13 protein-coding genes are annotated in these 17,082 nt (G+C 62.2%); all 13 read left to right on the top strand.

Translation table 11 applies throughout. The annotated features are described in order from the left end of the window. Positions 1-403: 403 nt before the first annotated feature. Positions 404-625, top strand: a complete 222-nt coding sequence (locus tag AB4Y40_RS23345) for a hypothetical protein (protein ID WP_368689779.1) — start codon at positions 404-406, stop codon at positions 623-625. Positions 626-1,613: 988 nt separating this feature from the next. Continuing rightward, positions 1,614-2,321 (top strand): energy transducer TonB, encoded by a 708-nt coding sequence (locus AB4Y40_RS23350; RefSeq protein WP_368689780.1) that lies wholly within the window; start codon positions 1,614-1,616, stop codon positions 2,319-2,321. A gap of 75 nt (positions 2,322-2,396) precedes the next feature. After that, positions 2,397-3,308, top strand: coding sequence for a MotA/TolQ/ExbB proton channel family protein (locus AB4Y40_RS23355; RefSeq protein ID WP_368689781.1), 912 nt, complete (start codon positions 2,397-2,399; stop codon positions 3,306-3,308). 14 nt (positions 3,309-3,322) lie between these two features. Beyond that, on the top strand, positions 3,323-3,748 hold the full coding sequence (locus AB4Y40_RS23360; protein ID WP_254339487.1) for a biopolymer transporter ExbD: 426 nt from the start codon (positions 3,323-3,325) through the stop codon (positions 3,746-3,748). A gap of 9 nt (positions 3,749-3,757) precedes the next feature. After that, positions 3,758-4,189, top strand: coding sequence for an ExbD/TolR family protein (locus AB4Y40_RS23365; RefSeq protein WP_368689782.1), 432 nt, complete (start codon positions 3,758-3,760; stop codon positions 4,187-4,189). 14 nt (positions 4,190-4,203) lie between these two features. Further along, positions 4,204-5,409 carry a tetratricopeptide repeat protein gene (locus AB4Y40_RS23370; RefSeq protein WP_368689783.1) on the top strand — a complete coding sequence of 402 codons (1,206 nt, stop codon included), beginning with the start codon at positions 4,204-4,206 and terminating at the stop codon, positions 5,407-5,409. 292 nt (positions 5,410-5,701) lie between these two features. Continuing rightward, the gene (locus AB4Y40_RS23375; RefSeq protein WP_368689784.1) at positions 5,702-8,458 is read left to right on the top strand and encodes a TonB-dependent receptor; all 2,757 of its coding nucleotides are present in this window, start codon (positions 5,702-5,704) and stop codon (positions 8,456-8,458) included. Between the two features lie 163 nt (positions 8,459-8,621). After that, positions 8,622-10,520 (top strand): extracellular solute-binding protein, encoded by a 1,899-nt coding sequence (locus AB4Y40_RS23380; protein WP_368689785.1) that lies wholly within the window; start codon positions 8,622-8,624, stop codon positions 10,518-10,520. Between the two features lie 8 nt (positions 10,521-10,528). Next, positions 10,529-11,584 carry a microcin C ABC transporter permease YejB gene (locus AB4Y40_RS23385; protein WP_368689786.1) on the top strand — a complete coding sequence of 352 codons (1,056 nt, stop codon included), beginning with the start codon at positions 10,529-10,531 and terminating at the stop codon, positions 11,582-11,584. Further along, positions 11,538-12,650, top strand: a complete 1,113-nt coding sequence (locus AB4Y40_RS23390; RefSeq protein ID WP_368689787.1) for an ABC transporter permease — start codon at positions 11,538-11,540, stop codon at positions 12,648-12,650. The genes AB4Y40_RS23385 and AB4Y40_RS23390 overlap by 47 nt, the downstream gene beginning before the upstream one ends. Beyond that, complete coding sequence (locus tag AB4Y40_RS23395) at positions 12,650-14,281, top strand: ABC transporter ATP-binding protein (RefSeq protein WP_368689788.1); 1,632 nt, start codon at positions 12,650-12,652, stop codon at positions 14,279-14,281. The genes AB4Y40_RS23390 and AB4Y40_RS23395 overlap by 1 nt, the downstream gene beginning before the upstream one ends. Continuing rightward, positions 14,278-15,714, top strand: a complete 1,437-nt coding sequence (locus AB4Y40_RS23400; protein WP_368689789.1) for a TldD/PmbA family protein — start codon at positions 14,278-14,280, stop codon at positions 15,712-15,714. Before AB4Y40_RS23395 ends, AB4Y40_RS23400 begins: the two co-directional genes overlap by 4 nt. After that, entirely contained in the window at positions 15,714-17,075 is a 1,362-nt protein-coding gene (locus tag AB4Y40_RS23405) for a metallopeptidase TldD-related protein (protein WP_368689790.1), read from the top strand. Before AB4Y40_RS23400 ends, AB4Y40_RS23405 begins: the two co-directional genes overlap by 1 nt. Positions 17,076-17,082 lie beyond the last annotated feature (7 nt).

Below are 17,082 nucleotides of genomic sequence, written 5' to 3' on the forward strand. Positions count from 1 at the left end.
TCCCGAAAGATTTACCTGAGGTAATTCCAGAAGATCCTTTCCGGGCCGCCGCCCGCTAGCTGAAGCCGCGTGACCAGGTCATCAGGCACTTTCTGGGGGGGGGCTCAAATTCATTTGGCGCCGCAAGGGGCGAATTCTAACAGGCCGTCACAGCAAGAAAAAAACAAAGCCTCGCTCTCGAAAAAAGGGTTTCCCCGACGAGAAAGGAGCAGTTTCATTCAAGTCATTCCGCCCCACTGGCACCGATAATGTGAACGAGCCGCGAGAGACGCGACCTCGTGATCGCGACCGGAATCGTCGCTCGAAGATATCCCCCATAGCAAGAAAGATAGTAAAACTAAACCATGCATGACAACGGGCGGTTACACAGCGCGAATACGCACACGCGGACGATGTGATGCTGATGTCCGTCACCGACGCTCAGAGCCGCATTCGCTATGCCAATCCAGGTTTCATTGCCGGCAGAGACTTCGACAAAAGCGAATTGATCGGCGAGCCCCCCAACATCGTGTGGCATCCCGACATGCCGCCCGAAGCGTTTGCCGACAAGTGGTCGACACGGCGCGCGGGAATGTCGTGGAGTGCGCCGGTCAAGAACCGGCGCAAGAACGGCGTCCAATACTGAGTCCGCGCCAACGCCACCCCAGTCGTGCGCGACGGCAAGCTCGAGGGGTACATGTCGGTTCGCGCGGCCGGATCGCGACGATGTCGCACTTGCCGTCAATTGCTACTCGACCGGACGACCCAACACAACGCGGCGCTGGTCGGGCAATCGGCCGCAGCCGCAGAGAGTCTGCGAGACCGCGCTCAGCGCTTGCGTGAGGCAAATGGCTGCGTTCGTATAAACGCTGGCTGGACGCATCGCTTTCGGCCTGGCGCCGGCGCAATGCCTGGATCGATGGCCGATATCTGACCGCTCGTCTGAAAGCCGGTGCTCCGCGCCCCGCAGGCAGTTCTGGAGCGCACGCCCCTTTTTCGATGCCTGCCCGCAAGAGTGCGGGCCGTCTGGCCACGCCCGGGGACCAGGCGTGGCCAGATCGAGGCTCCGCACACTCTCACCGAAAGCTCGCATGTGCCGAGATCAGAGGCGCCCGAATTAACGATGTAAACGTGAAATCATTCAATGATGAATTTGTAATTAATGAAGATCTGCACCATTGCGATGATTGCCGGGAAAGCGCTTGAGCCACATTGGTGCCGGAATTCGCAATAAGAGAGCAAATGCCTAAACATGATATTGCTCCATCAAAAAAAGTTTTCTCACCGGCATTTTTTTTTGCTATCTTCAATCCGCTTCAACAAAACTGACACATAGAGCTGCTGTCCTCAGGCGCCAGAAGGGTTCAGGCGGAAAGCAAGAGCGGACAGCTGGCCGGATCGGTGTCGGCACGAAAGGCATTGAGTTAGGACGACTATCAAATAGTCGCAAGGAAAAAAGCATTGTGTTTCCCGGAGCGGCTCGAAATTGCCGTACAGAATCGTTTTTGTAATTCGTAGTGCTAATGTAATTTCACATCGAGTGAATTTCGGTCACGCGGACTAGTGGTCATGACGTGACGAGGGTTTTCTGCGGCAGGATTGGGGCGTACTGCGCCGAGGGAGCGAAGGTGGTGATGAAAGTGCAAGTGGGAGCGGCAGCCGAAGGCGTGCGCTCGGGCGGATCAGGCCGCCCACGCGAATTCGGGCGTAGGCAGCAGAACCCTGTGCGCCGCTACGGCGGAATTGGCGCGGTAATCGTATTGCACATTGTGCTCATCTACGCGTTGGTCAATGGTCTTGCAAACAAGGTCGTGCAGGTGACTCAGCATCCGATCGAAACGAAGATCATCCAGCCCGTGGCGCCTCCGCCGCCGCCCCCGCTGCCTACCGTGCAACTGCCGCCGCCGAAGTTCGCGCCTCCTCCGCCGCCTTTCGTGCCGCCTCCCGAAGTGCCGGTGCAGGCACCACCGCAGCAGTCGATCGTGCATCAGGCTGCGCCCGTGGTCAGCGCGCCTGTCACCGCACCGCCTGCGCCGCCCGCGCCGCCTGCACCCGTGCAGAAGCCGGTGAGCCACGAAGTGGGCGTCGTGTGTCCAAACTCGGATGAGATCCGTTCGTCGATCCGCTATCCGAAAGAGGCACAGGACAACGGTGTGACCGGCGACGTGCTCATCGAATTCGTGGTGGATCCGCAAGGTCACGTTACGAACGAGCGAGTGGCGCAGTCGGCCAATGACGACAGTCTGGATGCCGCTGCATTCAACGCAGTCAAGAAGTTCAACTGCATTTCGCAAGGCCAGCCGGTACGCGTGCAGGTTCCGTTCTCGTTCAGTCTCAACTGACGCTCGGGCTCCATGTATCGGGTGGCGAGTCATTACCCGGATTTTTAGATGTTCAACGGATGAATTGGAGCAGGCATGAAAAAGCGTTCCTACGCCGCACTCGCGGCAAGCATGTTGATCGCGGTAGCCACGGTCGATACCTTTGTCGCACCGCAGCTTGCCAACGCGCAGGCTAGCGCCCCGACTGCAGTCGCGTCGGCGCCCGCCACTGCGGCCATCGCCGCACCGTCACCCGCTGCGAGCGCGGACCAGCCGGCGCCGCCCCCGGCACCGGCCACCTCGGAGACGGTCACGAACCCGTACGGTCTCGGCGCGCTCTGGAAGAACGGCGACTTCGTCGCGCGCTTCGTGCTGTTGCTGCTCGTGGTGATGTCGATGGGCAGCTGGTACATCATGATCACCAAGTTCTTCGAGCAGTTCCGCGCAAACCGTCGTGCGAAGAGCGCAGACGAGCAGCTCTGGAGCGCGCCGTCGCTAGCAGAAGGCGCAAAGCAGCTCGAGGAGTCGTCGCCGTTCCGGTTCATCGCGGAAACCGCGATCGAGGCCGGCGAGCATCACGACGAGGCGCTGCTCGAGGCCGTCGATCGAAACACGTGGATCGACGTTTCGGTCGAGCGCGCCATCACCAACGTGTCGAACCGCCTGCAGGACGGCCTGGCATTCCTCGGCACCGTGGGCTCGACCGCGCCGTTCGTCGGCCTGTTCGGTACGGTGTGGGGCATCTATCACGCGCTGACGGCTATCGGTATTGCAGGTCAGGCTTCGATCGACAAGGTCGCCGGTCCGGTCGGTGAGGCGCTCATCATGACCGCCATCGGTCTGGGCGTGGCCGTGCCGGCGGTGCTCGGCTACAACTTCCTCGTGCGACGCAACAAGGCGGTGATGGAGCGTGTCCGCGGCTTCGGCGCTCAACTGCATACGGTTCTGCTGGCTGGCGGCAAGCGCGTCGCGCGCTCCGCGCCGCGCGCCGCCGTCATGGCCGACTGAGCGAGGAGTACGCCATGGCCATGAGCGTGGGAGGCGAGGGCGATGACGACGAGGTCATCTCGTCCATTAACACGACGCCGCTCGTCGATGTGATGCTGGTGTTGCTGATCATCTTTCTGATCACGATTCCCGTGGTGACGCATACGGTGCAGCTCCAGCTACCGAAGCAGACGGTGACGCCGCTGCAGACGCAACCGAAGAGCATCGAGATCGCGGTCAATCGCGATGGCGACTTCTTCTGGTACGAGCAACACGTCGATGCGCCGACGCTGCTGGCACGCCTGAAGACAGTGTCCGTACAGACGCCGCAGCCGGAAGTGCATATCCGCGGCGACCAGGCGACGCGCTATGAGGCCATCGGGCGCGTGATCACGTCGTGCGAGCGGGCGGGAATCGCGAAGGTGTCATTCATTACGGAGCCGCCGGCGCGCGGCGGTTAAGGGGCGGTTATGGGCATGAACGTATCGTCGGGCGGTGGCGGAAGCGAACCCGAAGTGATGGTGGACATCAACACCACGCCGCTGATCGACGTGATGCTGGTGTTGCTGATCATGCTGATCATCACCATTCCGATCCAGATGCACGCGGTGAAGATGAACTTGCCGGTGGGCAATCCGCCGCCGCCGGCCGTGCAGCCGGAGGTGGTGCAGATCGACATCGACTTCGATGGCACCATGACATGGAACGGCACACCGGTGCCCGACCAGGCGACGCTGGAGCACAGGTTGGCGCAGGTCGCGGCCGAACCGGAGCAGGCTGAAATTCACCTGCGTCCGAACCGGCTCGCGCCATACAAGGACGTGGCCGAAGTGATGGCCGCGGCCCAGCGCGAAGGCGCAACGAAGATCGGCTTGATCGGCAACGAACAGTACATGCAGTGAGGCATTCGAAAGCGATGAGCATTCCTTATCGATTCAAGAGGGCGGCGCTTGCACTCGCGGTGAGCGGATTGTCGACGCTGGCCATGGTGCCGACAGCGGCGCGGGCGGCGGGCACGCTACGTCCCGACGTGGCGAAGCCGCTGAACGACGCGCAGAAGCTGTACCGCGCGCACCACTACGAGGACGCGCTCAACAAGATTGCGCAGGCCGCGGCCGTACCGAACAAGACGTCGTACGAAACGTACATGGTCGAGGAGATGCGCGGCGCCGCCGCCATGGCGGCAGGCCAGAACGGCGTTGCCGCGCAGGCGTATGAATCGCTGCTCGCGAGCGGGCAGCTCAAGGGCGAGGACGCGCAGCGCACGACGGCGGCGCTTGCGGGCATCTACTTCCAGCAGAAGAACTATGCCCAGGCGATCAAGGTCGCGCAGCGCTACCAGAAGGCTGGCGGCAGCGATCCCCAGATGGCCAAGCTGCTGGTCGAGTCCTACTACCTCTCGGGCGACTATGCCAGCGCGACGCGTCTGCTGAATGCGAGCGTCGAAGCCCAGCTGCGCGGTGGCCATACGCCGGAAGAGGCGCAACTGCAGCTGCTCGGTACCTGCGCTCAGCATGCGAACGACCAGGAAGCTTATCGCGGCGCGCTCGAAAAGCTCGTGGCTTATCACCCAAAGCAGTCATATTGGGACGACCTGCTGCACGCAATTCGCAGCAAGCCTGGCTATCTCGGCGCACTCGATCTGGACACGTATCGCCTGCGCCGCGCGACGGGTTCGCTCTCCAGCGCCGATGACTACATGGAGATGACGCAACTGGCGATCGTTGCCGGATCTACGGCCGAAGGCAAGCAGGTCATCGATCAGGGCTTTGCGTCTGGCGTGCTGGGTCACGATGCTGGAGCCGATCGCGAACGTCGCCTGCGGGCACTAGCGGCAAAGCGCGCCAATGCCGCACCCGACCCGGCCAATGCCGTCGCACCGTTCGATGCGGCATTCAATCAGGTATATGCGGGGCAGGCGAAGCAGGGTCTTGCGACCATGGAATCGCTCATTGTGAAGGGCGGCCTTGATCACCAGGATCTAGCGCGACTGCGCCTCGGCGAGGCTTATTTTGCCTCGGGGCAGAAAGCACGAGCCATCCAGGCTTTCAATGCAGTACGGGGCAACGATGGCAGCGCTGATCTGGCGCAGCTCTGGGTGCTGGTGGCATCGAAGCAGTGAGTGTTTGAGCGAACCGCAACAACGCACCAAAGCTAATTAGTTAATTAGGTATACGTAAGAAATAAGGAATGGCGTGGCCCGGTTTGGCTCGGCAGGGGTGGATGTGACAGAAGTGAAGCAGCACGAGGCTTTTGGGGTAAGTGGTCGGCTGTAAATGGAAGAGCCCTGGGGAGGGCGAATCCAGGTAAAAAGTGGCGCGATGCGACAGCGTCGTCAAATCTAATGCGGGGGTTCACGAGACCTTGCTTCGCATAACGAAGTAGACGTGACCGACGAGAGAGAAGGGGGAACTGTGAAACAAAGGGCACTGGCGGTGGCCATTCGAAGGATAATCTGGGCTGAACTCGCGTTTTCGGCTGCGTTCGCCGTACCGGTATTTGCGCAGAGCCAGGCGGCGACTAACGGCGGTGTGGCTGTCGCGGCCGATAATGCAACCGCGCCAGCGGCAACGCCGCAATCAGGCGCGAGCGCGCAGTCAGATGCTACCGAAACAGGCAATGCGGCCGCCACGACTGGGGACAAAACAGCCGTCAAGCAGATGAAGAAGTTCGAAGTGACCGGTTCGCTGATCCGGCAATCGGACAAGACGGGCTTCCAGCAGGTGCAGACGATCACCACGAAGGACATTCAGAATAGCGGCGCGACTACCGTGGCCGACTACCTGCGCTCGGCCTCGGCCAACTCCGCCAATAGCTGGAGCGAGGGCCAGGCGGGCAACTTCTCAGCGGGCGCGTCGGGTATCGCACTGCGCGGCTTGAGCGAGAAGTACACCCTCGTGCTCGTCGACGGTCAGCGCGTTGCGCCGTTCGCCTTCTATTCGAACAGCACCGACAGCTTCTTCGACCTCAATACCATCCCGCTCAACACGATCGACCGCATCGAGATCGTGAAAACCGGCGCCGTGTCGCAATACGGCTCGGACGCCATCGCGGGCGTAGTCAACATTATTACGAAGCACGATTTCCGCGGTCTTCAGCTCGACGGCAGCTACGGCAGTTCGGTGAGCGACGGCGGCGGTAACGGCACGACGAAGTTCGGCGTTCTGGCGGGCTTCGGCGACCTCAATGCGGACCGCTTTAACGTCACCGCGTCCGCGAGCGTCTATCATTCAGCGGGCTCGACGCTGGCCGACCGCGACTCCACGGCGGCGCAGGACTTCACGAACAAGCCGGGCGGCCTCTCGCTGCTCGCGCCGTCCTATTGGCAGACGAGTCCCACGACGGCGCAAGCGCTGACTAACTGCCCATATGGCGGCTCGGTCCATCCGGCTGCGAGCAATTACCTGGGAGCGGCTGCGGGGCTGGGTGGAACGGTATGCGCGTTCAACACCGCCAACAGCATGTCGATCGCGCCTGAGACCACGCGCGCGAGCGCGAAGGTGCATGCTGACTTCAAGATCGACGACACGACCACTGCCTTTGCCGATTTGTGGGAAAGCTATAACCAGACGACACAGAACGACGGTCTATGGAACAACACAGTGGGTAGCCCGCAAACGCCGACGCTGGTGTATACGCCGGGCGTCGGTCTGACGCCATTCAACAACGTCGTGCCGGCAAGCAATCGGTACAACCCATATGGCGTGGATACGCCGCTCACCTATTCGTTTCCGCGTACCGTGGCAGAAGAAACGGACGCGAATTTCTGGCGCGCGTCCACGGGCATCCACGGTTCGTTCACTGTGCCGAAGTATGGCGACTGGGACTGGTCGACTGCGTATAGCCACTCGCAGAGCAACGTTTCGAACACCTACACGAACCAGCTCAACGCTGCGACGCTGAATAACATCTATCAGAACGGCACGTACGACTTCGCCAATCCGTCCGCGACGCCGAACGGCTTGAATGGCCTGTACATGAACGCGAACAACCAGGGCATCTCGAAGCTCGATACGGTTGACGCGACGCTGGCCACGCCAAACGTGTACCACCTGCCGATGGGCGATGTTGGCGTTGGCTTCGGCGCGCAGTTCCTGCACCAGAGCGAAGTCATCAACCCGGGCGCGGAGTTTTCCCAAGGCCTCGTGGCGAACCCGATGTTGCAAACCGTCAACGGCCAGCGCAACGTCGCGGCGGTGTACTACCAGTTCGACGTGCCCATCATCCACAACCTGACGTTTAGCCAGTCGGGCCGCTACGACCACTACAGCGACTTTGGTGGCGCGTTCTCCCCGCGTTTCGCCCTGCGCTATCAGCCCGTTCAGGCGCTGACGATGTACGGCTCCTATAACCGCGGCTTCCGCGCACCGACGTTCGTCGAAAACAGCACTTCGCAGACGCTAGGTATCCAGCAGTCGGCCACCGGCACGGTTTCGACGATCACCGAGGGCAATCCGAACCTGCAGCCGGAGCGCACGCGCAACATCAACCTCGGCTTCCAGACGTCGCCGACGCGCACGACCGATTTCGGCTTCGACTGGTACAAGATCCGTGTCGATCACGTCATCGGCGAGGCGGCTTCGCCGTCGCAGGTCGTTACGAATGCGCAAGGCCAGGTGGTGTATGAAGTTTTCCCGTACGAGAACCTCGGCTACCTCGACACGAACGGCTTCGAAGGCACCCTCCGTCAGTCTTTGCCGACGAAGGCGGGCACGTTCACGCTGACGGCCGACTGGGCGTACGTGAAGGACTTTACGCTGGGGCAGTCCACGGGTCCGATCAACGGTGCAGGCAACAACTACACCATCACGCAGCCGTTCGGCGGCAGCTTCCCGCGCTGGAAGGGCAATACGACGCTCGACTGGGCATATCACGGCTGGAATGCGGCGCTCACCTGGATGTTCACGGGCCCGTACGCGCAGGCGCTTTCCGTGGCGGCCCCGACGGCGGTAGCGGACAAGGTGGGCTCGTATAGCCAGTTCAACCTGATGGTCACCTACACGGGCATCAAGCACTGGACGATCTACGGCGGTATCAACAACATCTTCAACCGCACGCCTCCGTTCGATCCGATCTTTGCCAGCAGCGCGCTCGACCAGACGGGCTACGACACGTCGCTGTACAACTATATTGGCCGCTTCGCGCAGATCGGAGCGACCTACAAGTTCTAAACATTCGGCGCAACGTGGTGAGCAGTGCACGAAGCAGGCGGCCGTGGCCGCCTGCCTCGAATGTTTCCCGTAGTGGCGAGCGACGGCGGCAGACCCCTGCCGCGTCGAACCGACGAACTGTGCATCGGCCACACGCCGGCGCACGTCCTCATGCAGACAGACGATGAGATTGAAGAAGTTGAGGTTGTCACGATTGTCGCCGCATTGGTTTGGTGCTGCTTCCGCACTGGTCTTGGCAGCTGGTGTGGGTGCGCTTTACGGGGTGCCGGTGCAAGCGGCTACGGCGCTCGCACAGTACGACCAGCCTAAGTATCCCGCCGGCTTCACGCATTTCGACTACGCGGACCCAGATGCATCGTCCAATGGCGTCCTGAGTTTCGAAAACTACAATGATTTTCAAAGCTACGATTCACTGAACCCATTCCTTGTGCGAGGTGCACCCGCGCCGGACATCCAGAATCTGATGTTCGACACGCTAATGCAGCGCAGTTGGGACGAACTGGCCTCCGAATATCCGCTGATCGCCGATAACGTTGAAGTCGCGGCCGACCTTTTGTCAGCGACGTTCCATATCAACCCGGCTGCGCGTTTCTCGAACGGCGATCCAATAACGGCCACCGACGTCAAATATTCGTTCGACACGCTCACGAGCCCTCAAGCTTCGCCGCTCTTCAATGCGCAGTTTTCGGTGATAAAGAAAACGGTCGTGGTGAACCCCTCGACGATCCGTTTCGAGTTCCGTCGTGCGGAGCGTGACGCGCCGCTCATTGCGGGCGACTTGCCAGTCTTCTCGCCGAAGTGGGGGATGAAACCCGACGGCACGCGCGTTCCATTCGACCAACTCTCTAACGTGCCGCCCATCGCGAGCGGTGCTTATCTGATCGCCGAACGCAAGAACGACAAGCAGATTGCGTATCGCCGCAATCCCGCGTACTGGGCCGTCAACCTGCCCACGCGCCGCGGCATGTACCACTTCGAGCGCATCACGTTCAAGCTCTACCTCGACCTGTACACGCAACTCGAGGCGTTCAAGGCCGGCGATGCCGATGTGCACGTGGAAGACAGCGCGACCCAATGGGCGCGCAAGTATGTGGGCAAGAACTTCCGTAACGGCATGCTCAAGCAGACCAATTTCCCGGACGGACCGGCACAAATGCAGGGCATGCTCTTCAATCTGCGCAAGCCGATGCTCCAGGACGCGCGCGTGCGCCACGCGCTTTCCCTCGCGTTCGATTACGACTGGATGAACCGCATGATGTTCTACGGGCAGTACCTGCGCCTGCACAGCTATTTCGAAGCAAGTCCCTTCGGCGCGACCGGCGTGCCGGGCGAGAAGGAGTTGAAGCTGCTCGAACCGTGGCGTGCGAGCCTGCCGCCGGAAGTGTTCGGGCCGATGATCACGCAGCCCACGACGCTGCCGCCCGATTCGCTGCGCGGCAATCTGCGCGAGGCGCGCGATCTGCTTGCGCAGGCGGGTTGGCATTATCGTGACGGCGCGCTGCGCAATGCCGCTGGCGAGCCCATGAACATCGAGATCCTCGACGACCAGCCGGGCATGGACCGCGTGATCCTCCCTTATACGCAGGCCCTCGCGACGCTGGGCATCAATGCGCATCTGCGTGAAATCGACAGTGCGCTGTACCAGAAGCGCCTGGACAACTTCGACTACGACATGACCACCTGGCTCTACAGCCCGGTGACGATTCCCGGCGCGGAGCTTGAACGCCGCTTCGGCAGCGCGGCTGCCTCGCAGGTGGGCTCGGAAAACTATCCGGGCGTGCGCTCGCCGGCCGTTGACGCGCTCGTGAAGGCGGTGCAGGCCGCGAACACGCTCGACGATCTCGAAGCGGCAACGCGTGCTCTCGATCGTGTGCTGCTGAACGAGTACTACCTCGTGACGGAGTACTACCCACCTAACGCACGCATCGCATACAAGACGTCGCTCGGTTATCCGTCAGTCGTGCCCGTATCGTTCGGGGCCCAGGACTGGATCATCGACTACTGGTATCGCAAGCCGAAAAACGCACAGGTCGCCCAGACCGCGCAAGCGGCTGTCCACTGAGGATCACCATGTTCGCCTACATTTTTCGACGTCTGTTGCTGATGGTGCCGACGCTGATCGGCGTCGTCACGCTCACGTTCGTCGTCACGCAGTTCGTGCCCGGCGGCCCGGTCGAGCAGATCATGGCGCAACTGCGCCATGGCAATGCGACGCGCGGCGGCGAGACCGGCGCAGGAGGAGGCGGCTATCACGGCAGCCAGGGCGTGGATCCGCAACAGATCGAGCAGATCAAGAAGGAATTCGGCTTCGACAAGCCGCCGCTCACGCGCTATTTCCTCATGCTCAAGAACTACGCAACGTTCGATCTTGGTCAGTCGTACTACCAGCACGACAGCGTCTGGAACGTGATCCGCTCGAAGCTGCCGGTTTCCATCACGCTCGGCTTGTGGACAGTGCTGCTAACTTACGTGATATCCGTGCCGCTCGGCATCGCCAAGGCGGTGCGAAACGGGTCGCGATTCGACACCGTGACCAGCGTACTCGTGCTCTCCGGCTATGCGGTGCCGGGTTTCGTGCTCGGCGTGCTTCTGCTGATGCTTTTCGGTGGTGGCACATTCTGGCAGGTGTTCCCTATGCGGGGTCTCACGTCCGATGACTTCGCGGACCTGAGCCTCGCGGGCAAGGTGCTCGACTACCTGTGGCACATCGTCTTGCCGGTAACGGCCTCGGTGGTCGGCAACTTCGCGATCGTCACGATCCTCACGAAGAATACCTTCCTCGATGAGATCGGCCGCCAGTACGTGCTGACCGCGCGGGCAAAGGGCGCGCCCGAGCGCGACGTGCTGTGGAAGCACGTATTGCGCAACGCCGCCATTCCGCTCGTCACTGGCCTGCCCGCCGCGTTCGTGGGTGCTTTTCTGAACGGCAACCTGCTCATCGAAACGCTGTTCTCATTGGACGGCATGGGCCAGCTCTCTTACGACTCGGTTATCCGCCGCGATTACCCCGTCGTCCTTGGCTCGCTGTTTCTGTTCACGCTGATTGGCCTCGTAACCAAACTCATTGCTGACGTCTGCTATGTCCTCGTCGACCCCCGCATCCAGTTCCACCGCCTGGACCGCTGATTCCGCAGCCGTTCCGCACGCGCCGTCGGTCTCGCCGTGGCGCCGCACCTGGCAACGCTTTCGCGCACAGCCGCTCGGCTATTGGAGCCTTGTCATCTTCGTCACGCTGTTTGCGATCAGCATGCTCGGCGAGGTGCTCGCAAATGACCGGCCGCTCGTCGTGCGTTACGACGGTCAATACTACTTCCCGATCGTGAAGGATTATCCGGAAACGATCTTCGGTGGCGACTTCCCGGCGAGGACCAATTATCTCGACCCGTATATCCGGCAACGTCTGGAATCGAACGGCAATTTCGCGATCTACCCGCCCAATCATTTTCATTACGACACGATCGACTACTTCGCGGCGCGACCGTATCCGTCCGCGCCCTCGGCCACAAACTGGCTCGGTACCGATCAGTTCGGCCGCGACGTGCTTTCGCGCTTGCTCTACGGCTTCCGGCTTTCGGTGCTGATGGCATTGGCACTAACGGTTTCGGGCATCGCGTTGGGCGTGTTGACGGGCGCGGTGCAGGGTTTCTATGGAGGACGAACCGATCTCATCGGGCAGCGACTCATCGAAATCTGGAGTTCGATGCCTGATCTGTACCTGCTCATCATCTTCGCCTCGATCTTCGAGCCTACGCTTTGGCTGCTATTTATCCTGCTTTCCATGTTTGGATGGCTTGTGCTTTCCGATTACGTACGCGCTGAGTTCCTGCGCAACCGCTCGCTCGACTACGTGAAGGCGGCGCGCACGATGGGCCTCTCCAACTGGCAGATCATGTGGCGCCACGTGCTGCCGAACAGCCTGACTCCGGTCATCACGTTCCTGCCATTTCGAATGAGTGCGGCCATTCTCTCGCTCACGAGTCTCGACTTCCTCGGGCTCGGCGTGCCGCCACCTACGCCCAGCCTTGGCGAGCTACTCCAGGAGGGCAAGAACAATCTCGAGGCATGGTGGATTTCGCTCTCGGCTTTCGCGGCGCTCGTGATCACGCTGCTGCTGCTCACGTTCATGGGCGATGCTCTGCGTAACGCACTCGATACGCGTACGCGTGGCTCGGCATTCGGCGGAGGTGAATAATGAATCGTCCTTTGCTGGAAATCGAGCGCTTCAGCGTGCGCTTCGGCGAGAAACAGGCGGTGCGCGAACTGAGTCTTTCGATTGAGCGCGGCGAACGCGTGGCGCTCGTCGGCGAGTCGGGCTCGGGCAAGAGCGTGACGGCATTATCGATCCTCGGCCTCGTCGAGCATGCAAGGTTCACGGGACGCATTCTGTTCGACGGCGAGGATCTGCTGCAGAAAACCGGGCAGCAGATGCGCGGCATTCGCGGAGCCGATATCGCCATGGTCTTTCAGGAGCCGATGACTGCCTTGAACCCGCTGTACACGGTAGGCAAGCAAATCGCCGAAAGCCTGCGCCTGCACGAGGGTTTGAGCGCCGGCGCGGCGCGTGAGCGTGGCATCGAGCTCTTGCGGCGGACCGGCATTCCCGAGCCGGAGCGCCGCATCGACAGCTTTCCGCATCAGCTATCCGGCGGACAGCGCCAGCGTGCGATGATCGCGATGGCGCTCGCGTGCCGCCCGCGCCTCTTGCTCGCCGACGAGCCCACCACGGCGCTCGATGTGACCGTGCGCCAGCAGATCGTCGATTTGCTGATCGACCTCCAGAAGCAGGAGGCCGCAGCCCGTGGCATGGCCATATTGCTCATCACGCATGACCTGAATCTCGTGCGGCGCTTTGCGCAGCGCGTGGCGGTAATGGAAAAGGGCGTCCTCGTCGAAACGAACACGACCGCAGAGCTTTTCTCGAACCCGCAGCATCCCTATACGCAGCGCCTGCTCGATAGCGAGCCGCGTCGCGAGCTGGCTCCGGTCGCGGTGGATGCGCCGGCCATCCTCGAAGTGCAAGGCCTCGCCGTGGATTACCGCACGGCGGTCAAGGGTTGGCGCTCGGTGTTCGGCAGCTCGACTTTCCGTGCCTTGCACGAAGCGAACCTGACGCTGCGGCGCGGCGAAACGCTCGGTATCGTCGGCGAGTCGGGCTCGGGCAAATCGACGCTCGCGGCCACCGTGCTCGGCCTGAAAGGCGCGGCAGCGGGCGAGATCCGCATCGACGGGGTCGCGCTCTCGGCGCAACGCAAGGCGAGGGCCCGCCGCGCACTGTACTCGCGCATGCAGGTGGTGTTTCAGGATCCGTTCGGGTCGCTTTCTCCGCGCATGACGATCGAGCAGATAGTCGGGGAGGGGCTGGCCGTGCACAGACCGGAGGTTGACGGACCGGCGCGGCGTATGCGTATCGCATCACTGCTCGAGGAAGTGGGCCTGCCCGCCGATTCGATGCAGCGGTACCCCCACGAATTTTCTGGTGGCCAGCGACAGCGCATCGCCATTGCCCGTGCACTGGTGGTGGAACCGGAACTGATCGTTCTCGATGAGCCAACCAGCGCGCTCGACGTCTCGATTCAAAAACAGGTGCTCGCGTTGCTGACGAACTTGCAGAAGAAGTACAAGCTGAGTTATTTGTTCATCACGCATGATCTGGCCGTCATGCGCGCGATGGCGCATCGTGTGATCGTGATGAAAGCGGGCCGCATCGTCGAGCAGGGCGACACGCTCGACGTGCTGCACGCGCCGTCTCATCCTTACACGCAATCGTTGCTGGCGTCGTCGATGCTCGACGAGCCGGCGGTGCTACAGGAGAAGTTCGCATGATCGAAGAGCGTTGGGTGCAGGGCGCGCGCACGCTGAAGAGCAGCGCCGATTTCTGGTCGCTGCGCATGATGGACGAAGTTGTCGAGGACCACGTGGTGCGCAACGACGTCGCGCAGCCGCTGCGTGTGGTGCGCGAGCGGGGCGCTATGCTGACGGCCTGGGCCGGCGCCGGTGCCGGCTATGCGGCTACCGCCGATCTCAGTGCCGAGGGCCTCCAGTGTGCACTCGATATCGCCACGGCGCGGGCGTTCGCATGTGCGCAAGTCTCGTTGATCGATCACCGCCGCATTGCCCGGCCCGTTGCGAGCGGCAGCTATGCTTCGCCGAACATCGACGCGCCGCTTCCCACCCGCCGTGAGTGGCTCGGCCAACTCGCGCACGAATGCGCGTCGGCGAACCTCGACGCGCGCATCGTCGAGCGCGTAGCGAGCATGCACGTCGTGCACACGGATCAACTCTATCTCACGAGCGACGGTGTGCGCATCGAGCAGCGCTTTCGCTACCTCATGCCAGGACTGAGCGTGGCCGCGCATGCGAACGGCGACACGCAGGTGCGAACGCTTGCCGGCGACCACGGCGCGCTCGGGCAGGGAGGTCTGGAGATACTCGCACGGCACGGCTTCAATGGCGCTGGCGCCCGTGTGGCGGACGAGGCGCTGCAACTGCTCGCGGCGCCGAATTGCCCGTCGGGCATGCGCGACCTGCTGCTGATGCCGGACCAGATGATGTTGCAGATTCACGAATCGATCGGTCATCCACTCGAACTGGACCGGATTCTCGGCGACGAGCGCAACTTCGCTGGCTGGAGCTTCGTGAAGCCGGAGATGTTCGGCAGCTATCAGTACGGCTCCCCGTTGCTGAATGTGACGTTCGACCCGGAGCTGCGCGAAGAAGCCGCTACCTACGGGTTCGACGACGAAGGCAGTTCGGCGAGCAAGCAATACCTGATCCGCAACGGGGTGCTGGAGCGGCCGCTCGGTGGGGCACTCTCGCAGCAGCGCGCCGGACTGCCGGGAGTCGCGAACTCGCGCGCGGCCAACTGGAATCGCCCGCCTATCGACCGCATGGCGAACCTGAACATCGAGCCCGGTACTGAAACACTCGTCGCGATGGTTGCAAGCATCGAAAACGGCATTCTGATGACTTCGAATACGTCCTGGTCGATTGACGACCATCGCAACAAGTTCCAGTTCGGTTGCGAATATGGCCGGCTCATCGAGAACGGCAAGCTCACGCAGGTCGTCAAGCGGCCTAATTATCGCGGCATTTCGGCGAGCTTCTGGCGCAGTCTCGTCGCCGTAGGCGACGCGAGCACCCGAGAGGTCTACGGCACGCCTTATTGCGGCAAGGGAGAGCCCGCGCAGGTCATTCGTGTGGGGCACGCGTCACCCGCGTGCGTCTTCAGCAACGTAGACGTTTTTGGAGGCGCCTGATGAGCGACACACTTTTTGCAAGCGAACGCGTGGCGGTGGATTGGCACACGCATTTCATGATGCTCGCCGATGCGATCGACCGGTTGTTGCTGGCCGGTGAAACGGCGCTCACTTCTTTTGCCGCAGAGCAGTCGGACTTCATTCGCTTCAACGGCGGCAAAGTCCGGCAAATGGGACTCGTCTCCCAAGGCAAGCTCACGCTCCGGATGATCGACGGCGCGCGCCAGGCGTATTCCACGCTCGACATCTGCGGCAACGCTGATCAGGATCTGCGCGATGTGGGCGCGACGTTGCAAACGCTTCGCTCGGACCTGCGTGATGCACCTGATGATCCGCATCTGCTCTACGACACGACAGCGTGGCAGCGTTCGACGCGGCGCACGGGACGGCTGCGGGACCCGCATGCGCTCATCCATGTGGTGGCCGAATGCGCGCGCGGGCTCGACTTCGTTGGCTTCTACGCGGGCGGCATGCTCGCGCGCGGCTTCGCATCCAGTTGCGGCAGCCGTGGCTGGCACGAAGTCGAAAACTTCTGCTTCAGCTGGTCGCTCTATCATCCGGGCGGCCGCGCCATCAAGACGACATATGCGGGCGAGAACTGGGACGATGCGAAGTTTGCCAGCAAGGTGCAGGAGGCGGCGGCACGCCTGCCCGTGCTAGCGCTCGCGCCGCGAGCGCTCGGGCCGGGCCGGTACCGTGCATGGCTCGCGCCAGCGGCGCTCGAAGAACTGCTGGGCGTTGCTGCGTGGGGCGGCTTTTCAGCGCGCGCGCAGGCGACGTCGCAGAGCCCGCTTTACCGGCTGCATGGCGGCGAGCTTTCGCTCGACGCGCGCGTCTCGATCACTGAAGAGCTCGGACTTGGTATTACACCTGCTTTCAACGACGACGGCTATTTGCGCGAAAGCGTGCCGCTCGTGCGTGAGGGGAGGAGCGTCGCGCAATTGACAAACGCCCGGACGGCGCGCGAGTACGGCCTGCTCCCTAACGGTGCACTGGCGAGCGAGGCGGCGTCGTCGCTTTCGATGCCGGGCGGCGACCTCGCGGATGCGGATGTACTCGCGGCGCTAGGCACGGGTTTGTACGTCGGCAACCTCTGGTACGTGAACTTCTCGGATCGCATGGGCTGCCGCCTGACCGGCATGACGCGTTTTGCGACGTTCTGGGTGGAGGCGGGGCGTGTCGTTGCGCCGGTAGACGCGATGCGCTTCGACGACAGTCTGTACGGCCTGCTGGGCGAGCGCCTCGAGCGTCTGGGTGCGCAGCCCGAGCTGCGCCTGTCCGAAGACACGTGGGGTCAACGCGCGACAGGCGGCATGCAGCTTCCCGGGGTGCTGGTGAAGTCGTTTGAACTGACGCTGTAGCCTGCCT

Source organism: Paraburkholderia sp. EG287B (assembly GCF_040965595.1).
GTDB lineage: Bacteria > Pseudomonadota > Gammaproteobacteria > Burkholderiales > Burkholderiaceae > Paraburkholderia.

Bases quoted from the DNA above. Each gene is read 5' to 3' on its own strand.
- AB4Y40_RS23345 (WP_368689779.1), top strand. From the start codon at position 404: ATGTCCGTCACCGACGCTCAGAGCCGCATTCGCTATGCCAATCCAGGT.
- AB4Y40_RS23350 (WP_368689780.1), top strand. From the start codon at position 1,614: ATGAAAGTGCAAGTGGGAGCGGCAGCCGAAGGCGTGCGCTCGGGCGGA.
- AB4Y40_RS23355 (WP_368689781.1), top strand. From the start codon at position 2,397: ATGAAAAAGCGTTCCTACGCCGCACTCGCGGCAAGCATGTTGATCGCG.
- AB4Y40_RS23360 (WP_254339487.1), top strand. From the start codon at position 3,323: ATGGCCATGAGCGTGGGAGGCGAGGGCGATGACGACGAGGTCATCTCG.
- AB4Y40_RS23365 (WP_368689782.1), top strand. From the start codon at position 3,758: ATGGGCATGAACGTATCGTCGGGCGGTGGCGGAAGCGAACCCGAAGTG.
- AB4Y40_RS23370 (WP_368689783.1), top strand. From the start codon at position 4,204: ATGAGCATTCCTTATCGATTCAAGAGGGCGGCGCTTGCACTCGCGGTG.
- AB4Y40_RS23380 (WP_368689785.1), top strand. From the start codon at position 8,622: ATGAGATTGAAGAAGTTGAGGTTGTCACGATTGTCGCCGCATTGGTTT.
- AB4Y40_RS23385 (WP_368689786.1), top strand. From the start codon at position 10,529: ATGTTCGCCTACATTTTTCGACGTCTGTTGCTGATGGTGCCGACGCTG.
- AB4Y40_RS23390 (WP_368689787.1), top strand. From the start codon at position 11,538: ATGTCCTCGTCGACCCCCGCATCCAGTTCCACCGCCTGGACCGCTGAT.
- AB4Y40_RS23395 (WP_368689788.1), top strand. From the start codon at position 12,650: ATGAATCGTCCTTTGCTGGAAATCGAGCGCTTCAGCGTGCGCTTCGGC.
- AB4Y40_RS23400 (WP_368689789.1), top strand. From the start codon at position 14,278: ATGATCGAAGAGCGTTGGGTGCAGGGCGCGCGCACGCTGAAGAGCAGC.
- AB4Y40_RS23405 (WP_368689790.1), top strand. From the start codon at position 15,714: ATGAGCGACACACTTTTTGCAAGCGAACGCGTGGCGGTGGATTGGCAC.